4 protein-coding genes are annotated in these 5,585 nt (G+C 43.2%); 3 read left to right on the top strand and 1 reads right to left on the bottom strand.

Features of this window, described 5'->3' with window-relative positions; genetic code table 11:
• Positions 1-101: 101 nt before the first annotated feature.
• Positions 102-842 (bottom strand): glutathione S-transferase family protein, encoded by a 741-nt coding sequence (locus IQ230_RS25750; protein WP_228055406.1) that lies wholly within the window; start codon positions 840-842, stop codon positions 102-104.
• An 87-nt stretch (positions 843-929) separates the two neighbouring features.
• Between IQ230_RS25750 and IQ230_RS25745 the strand changes: the two genes are divergently transcribed.
• From IQ230_RS25745 to IQ230_RS25735, 3 genes are all read left to right on the top strand, one after another.
• Positions 930-1,946 carry a helix-turn-helix transcriptional regulator gene (locus IQ230_RS25745; protein ID WP_193935031.1) on the top strand — a complete coding sequence of 339 codons (1,017 nt, stop codon included), beginning with the start codon at positions 930-932 and terminating at the stop codon, positions 1,944-1,946.
• 200 nt (positions 1,947-2,146) lie between these two features.
• Positions 2,147-4,633 carry a TonB-dependent siderophore receptor gene (locus tag IQ230_RS25740; RefSeq protein WP_193935032.1) on the top strand — a complete coding sequence of 829 codons (2,487 nt, stop codon included), beginning with the start codon at positions 2,147-2,149 and terminating at the stop codon, positions 4,631-4,633.
• Positions 4,634-4,664: 31 nt separating this feature from the next.
• Positions 4,665-5,480 (top strand): iron-siderophore ABC transporter substrate-binding protein, encoded by an 816-nt coding sequence (locus IQ230_RS25735; protein ID WP_193935030.1) that lies wholly within the window; start codon positions 4,665-4,667, stop codon positions 5,478-5,480.
• The last annotated feature ends 105 nt before the right edge of the window (positions 5,481-5,585 follow it).

Here is a 5,585-nt window from a genome sequence, read left to right as displayed (position 1 = left end):
CGCCGTGTTTCACTGCCGCCAGCGCTTTGCGGCGCAGGTCGTAACTGTAGGGGGCGGGCATGGGCACTTCCTCAACTCTCCTCTGCCCCTATAATAACGTCCTAATCTGATTGTGTAAGGCTATACTTACTGGAAAGCTCGAATTCAGGAATAGTTTCTGATTCATCCTGCGCAGCAGCTATCCATTCTTGTATGGCAGGAAGCGCTAATATTGCCTCAGCATACGCTTGACTTGTTGAATCTAATTTCACACCGTATGTCATAAAGCGTAAAACGACTGGTGCAAACATTGCATCAGGAATCGTGAAGTTACCAAACAGCATATCGCCGCTGCTTCCAAAATTGTTTCGGCAATTGTTCCAAATATCAAGGATGCGATCAATATCTTCTTGTACGCCTGGCTGCATACCTAATCCAGGTAAACGAGCGCGACAATTCATAGGCATACTGTAACGTAATTTATAAAAACTAGCGTGCATTTCAGCACTAATTGAATGCGCTAAAGCACGGGCGGATGGTTCTTGTGGTAATAAATATGCATCAGGAAAATATTCGGCTACATATTCACAAATTGCTAGAGATTCCCAAACTGTAATATCGCCGTGATGTAGGATGGGTACTTTTCCGGCTGGACTATGACGTAAGAGTTCTTGACGCGCTGTTGCAGTGTAAAGCGGAATTCTGATTTCTGAGAAGTTTATGCCGATTTGTTTCAATACTAGCCAAGGACGCAGCGACCATGAGGAATAGTTTTTGTTACCAATAACGAGGGTAAATGTTGACATCATCAAGCCGGTTGTTAGAGGAACAATAAGGTAATCGTAACGTTTGCGATCGCTCATTAACAAATCAACATTCTATTGACACAAATTTTCAAAAAAACCATAATGACTAAAGTTGATGACTGACATCGTGGTTGAGAATCAGAGATGGCGATCGCGCTCTCAGAAGTAAGTTGGGATGAACTATGGACAGATTGGGATCGTGCTTATCGTGCTGATGCAATGGATGAGGACGATTGGATTATTGAGTATCCACCGCAACTTGCACAAGGGTATAAGCGAAACATTAAGTTGCGCAATGGTATTACTCTAACGCTACACAATTATCGTTTTCACGATGATTTAACCGTTATTACCACACAGCCTGAAGCGACAGGCGAGCCTTATCGAGAATTGGAGTTTGTGTTTAATCTTTCTTCAACAAACAGATATTGGGAAGGTGATTATGTCACTGGCGGACAACATTACTTAATCGCACACGCTAGCTTAGGAGGTTTTTACTGTCAAGAATTTGCTAAGGAACCAAAACTGGCAGTTGATATTCATCTCGAACCTGCGGTATTTAAGTCTATTGTGAGCAATTCCTTAAATATTTTGCCTCCTGACTTGCGACGGATGGTAGAAAGCGACGATTGTAATTCTGTGTCTCGATTCCAAACGATTACACCCGCGATGCAATTGGTTTTAGCACAAATTCTCAGTTGTCCGTATCAGGGAGTGCTCAAGCAGATGTATCTTGAAAGCAAGTCTGTTGAGCTTCTGGTACTATTTCTCAGCCAAGCACAGATAAATTCTGAAACTCCACCAGGAATCCGATTGCAACCGGATGATATTGACCGCATTCACGAAGCAAAGAAGATTCTCATTCAACAAATTGATAATCCACCAACGCTACTAACTTTAGCGCGTCAGGTAGGGCTGAACGATCGCAAACTCAAGCAGGGATTTCGTCAAGTTTTCAACACAACAGTCTTTGGTTACTTACATCATTGTCGGATGGAAAAGGCGCGGCAACTGTTGAGCGAACAACGATCTATTAGTGCGATCGCAACAGCAGTTGGTTATGCAAGTCCCACAGCTTTCAACGCCGCGTTTCGTCGTAAATTTGGCACAAGTCCAAAAGCTTATCAGCTAGCAAGTCGTCATAGCATCAGTGGTAATTAGTAATTGTTTCGTCTAGCCCTCAACTACTCGCCCTTCACTCCTCACCCCTCAAAAAAGTCCGCCGCGAAGAGAAAAAAGTCCGCCTTGAAGAGAAAACAACTGCCCAAACCGCGTATTCTCTAAATCATCTTCCTGAGAAGTATTAGCAATTGTTAATTCTTGGCAAGCTAGCCAGCTAAGCCGAGGTTTGGTGTGTGGATATGATACGACAACAGCAGTTAATCTTAGCAGCAGTAGTCACCGCACTCGTGACACAACCTGCATGGGCAGAAGAATCGCCGATTTTGCGTCGTGATGAGATGGCGCAACCCGCGATGACACTTGAGGAATGGCAAGACGCGATCGCACAAGCAGTAGTCCAAATTACAGCAGTACAACTGAATCCTACCGATGCAGGAATTGAAGTCATTTTAGAGGCAAATGGTCAACTTGTAACACCTGTTACGCGCGTTATTGATAATGCACTGATTGCAGATATTCCTAATGCGGTGTTGACGTTGCCAAACGGGGAATTTCAAGCAATAGATCCAACAGCAGGAGTTGCATCGGTTAGCGTTACGAATTTACCAGGTGAAAATGTGCAAGTCACCATTACGGGAGTTGATGCACCTCCAACCGCACAGGCGATCGCTGTAGCCCAAGGACTATTATTAAGTATTGCACCGCAAGCGGCTTCTGAAGATGAGACGATTGAAATTGTTGTTACAGGAGAACAAGACGGGTATCTTATACCAGAGACAGCAACCGGAACACGAACCAATACCCCAACTCGTGATATTCCCTTTTCGATTCAAATTGTTCCACAGCAGGTTTTGCGCGAGCAACAGGTGCAGCGACTCAGTGAAGCGCTCAGAAATGTAGCGGGTGTGCAATCTGAACAGTCTCCTCGCTCTGCATTTGATGCTCCCCGAATTCGAGGTTTTGGCGGTTTCGACAGCTTCAATATTGTTACAAATGGTCTACAAGACGGCAATGCAGGTGCACAAGTTGGAGTAGGAAACATTGAGCGTGTGGAAGTTCTCAAAGGACCTGCTGCGGCTTTATTTAGTCAAGGTGGACCTGGTGGAACGGTTAATATCGTTACTAAGCAACCTCTAAGCACGCCTTTTTATAACGCCGAAGCCAGCGTAGGCAGTTTTGATACGTACAGTGGTTTAATTGACTTATCAGGTCCTTTAGATCAAGCAAATAACGTTCTCTATCGTTTCAATGCTTACGGATATCGAACTGATACATTCGTTGATCTCTTTGAGATCGAACGCTACGGATTTGCACCAACAATTTCGCTACGCCTTGATGATGATACTGATTTGACTTTAGAAGCTGAGTATAACTATTTCGAGCAACCGAACGATCGCGGCTTACCAGCAAGGGGAACTGTTTTACCTAACCCCAATGGCGAACTTCCAATTAGCCGCTTTCTGGGAGAACCATCAATTGATTATGTTAGTCCTCGTACCACACGATTAGGATACAGTTTAGAGCATCGCTTAAATGAAAATTGGCAAATTCGTAACAATTTTCGCGTTTCATTGTTGCGACAGCCGCAAAATTCAGTTTTTCCCGATACTCTTTTAGAAGACAACCGAACTTTAACACGCGGCTTAATCGTTGCTGAGCAACAAGATACGAATACTTATGTCTTGAATGCGGATATTACTGGAAATTTCAACACAGGAGCTATTAGCCATCAGTTATTAGTTGGGTTTGACCTGTATACATTAAATAGTGCATCTCGTTATGTACAACGCAGCCTCAGCCCAATTGATATTTTTAACCCTGTCTATAGCCCTAGCACTGTGGGAGATGTGATTGCAGAGTTTTCACCTTCATCAACCAATACCGATCAGTACGGTATTTACATTCAAGATCAAATTACACTACTGGACAATTTAAAACTGTTGTTGGGTGGACGCTTTGATTGGGTTGAGCAAAGAACAAAAGAAGAAGGTGAACTGACAGGTTCGCAAAGCGATGATGCTTTTAGCCCGCGCGTCGGTATTGTTTATCAACCAATTCAACCGATTTCACTTTATGCTAGCTACAGCCGCTCATTTCAGCAGGTTACAGATTCAGGGTTAGATAATAGGCTGTTTGAACCGGAACGCGGTACTCAATATGAAGTTGGAACAAAAGTAGAGTTGAGCGATCGCATTGCTGCAACGATCGCATATTTCAATATTACTCGTGCTAACGTCCTCACCGAAGACCCCACAAATCCCAATTTCTCAATTCAGACTGGAGAACAACAAAGTCAAGGAATCGAGTTAGACGTTACTGGTGAAATTTTACCAGGATGGAACATTATTGCAGGATACGCCTACACCAATGCAGAAATTACCGAGGACAATACCTATGATGTTGGTAATCAAATCAATAACGTACCAAATCACGCTTTTAACATTTGGACAACATATGAAATTCAAAGTGGTTCGCTGCAAGGATTAGGCTTTGGTTTAGGACTATTTTATGTTGGCGAACGTGAAGGAGATTTAGACAACTCATTTAGTTTACCGAGTTATTTCCGTACCGATGCAGCGCTCTTCTACAATCGAGGGCAATTCCGAGTCGCCCTCAACGTCAGAAATCTGTTTGATATTCGCTATTTTGAAACTGCTGAAGGCGATTTACGTGTCTTCCCTGGCGAACCATTAACTTTACTCGGTTCGGTTTCTTGGCAATTTTAATACTTTCTTGGGAATGCGTTGCGAAGACGTGATGAAAAACCGATGTCGCTATCAAGCTTTGATCTTAATATTCTGCCTTCTAATTTCTGCTTGCTTTAGTCAGGTTCGCACTAATACCCCAAAAGTACACTCAGCAACTTCCGAATGTCGAGCTATTAAACATTTGCTCGGCGAAGCTTGTGTTCCTATTAATCCACAGAGAATTATTGTGCTTGATACCAATCCCTTAGATGCTGCTTTAGCACTCGGAGTCAAACCTATTGGATCTTCAAGCTTTGAGTACCTTTCACTTCCAGAAGCACAAATAAAAGGAATTGAAAACATCGGTGGCGATTCGCACCCTAACCTGGAAAAAATTGCACTGCTCAAACCCGACTTGATTTTGGGTAATCGATGGGACGAAGAAATTTACGATAGGCTTTCGCAAATTGCACCAACTGTCATTGCTCGATCCGAAGATCCAGCATGGAAAGAAGATTTAAGGCTTTACGCTCAAGCTTTGAATAAGACTCAACAAGCTGAGCAACTTATCAAAGATTATCAACAGCGCGTACAAGAGTTTCAACGTCGCATGGGAAATGATCGTCTTAAACAAACTGAAGTATCAATTACAACATCTTATAACTACAGTGCAGGTCAGCCAGCAGCTATCTATCTCAAAGATTCTTTTATGGGTGCAGTTATTGCAGAAACAGGGTTACAACGACCTGCTGCACAACGCAGCGATGGTTTCTCACAGATGATTTCGCTGGAAATGCTCAACTTACTCGATGCTGATGTGATGTTTGTGGTCAATCCGGATCCTAAATCTTCAACTTTGTCAAAGTTATACGAACTTGCGTTCTAAAGAACAATTAGGGTAGGGTGCAGTTAACCGAGAAACGAGCACTGTTATGGCAAGAGTCAGTCGAGTTGTAGCCCACCAGAGCGTTGAAGAAGTTAAGCAGAAGCT

It is taken from the genome of Gloeocapsopsis crepidinum LEGE 06123 (genome assembly GCF_015207655.1).
GTDB classification, from domain to species: Bacteria; Cyanobacteriota; Cyanobacteriia; order Cyanobacteriales; family Chroococcidiopsidaceae; genus Gloeocapsopsis; species Gloeocapsopsis crepidinum.
The sequence above is the reverse complement of the archived record's forward strand: the minus strand, read 5'-3'. Positions and strand labels throughout refer to the sequence as shown.

Excerpts from the sequence above, each read along its gene's own strand:
- IQ230_RS25750 (WP_228055406.1), bottom strand. The coding sequence starts at position 842 with ATGAGCGATCGCAAACGTTACGATTACCTTATTGTTCCTCTAACAACC.
- IQ230_RS25745 (WP_193935031.1), top strand. The coding sequence starts at position 930 with ATGGCGATCGCGCTCTCAGAAGTAAGTTGGGATGAACTATGGACAGAT.
- IQ230_RS25740 (WP_193935032.1), top strand. The coding sequence starts at position 2,147 with ATGATACGACAACAGCAGTTAATCTTAGCAGCAGTAGTCACCGCACTC.
- IQ230_RS25735 (WP_193935030.1), top strand. The coding sequence starts at position 4,665 with ATGAAAAACCGATGTCGCTATCAAGCTTTGATCTTAATATTCTGCCTT.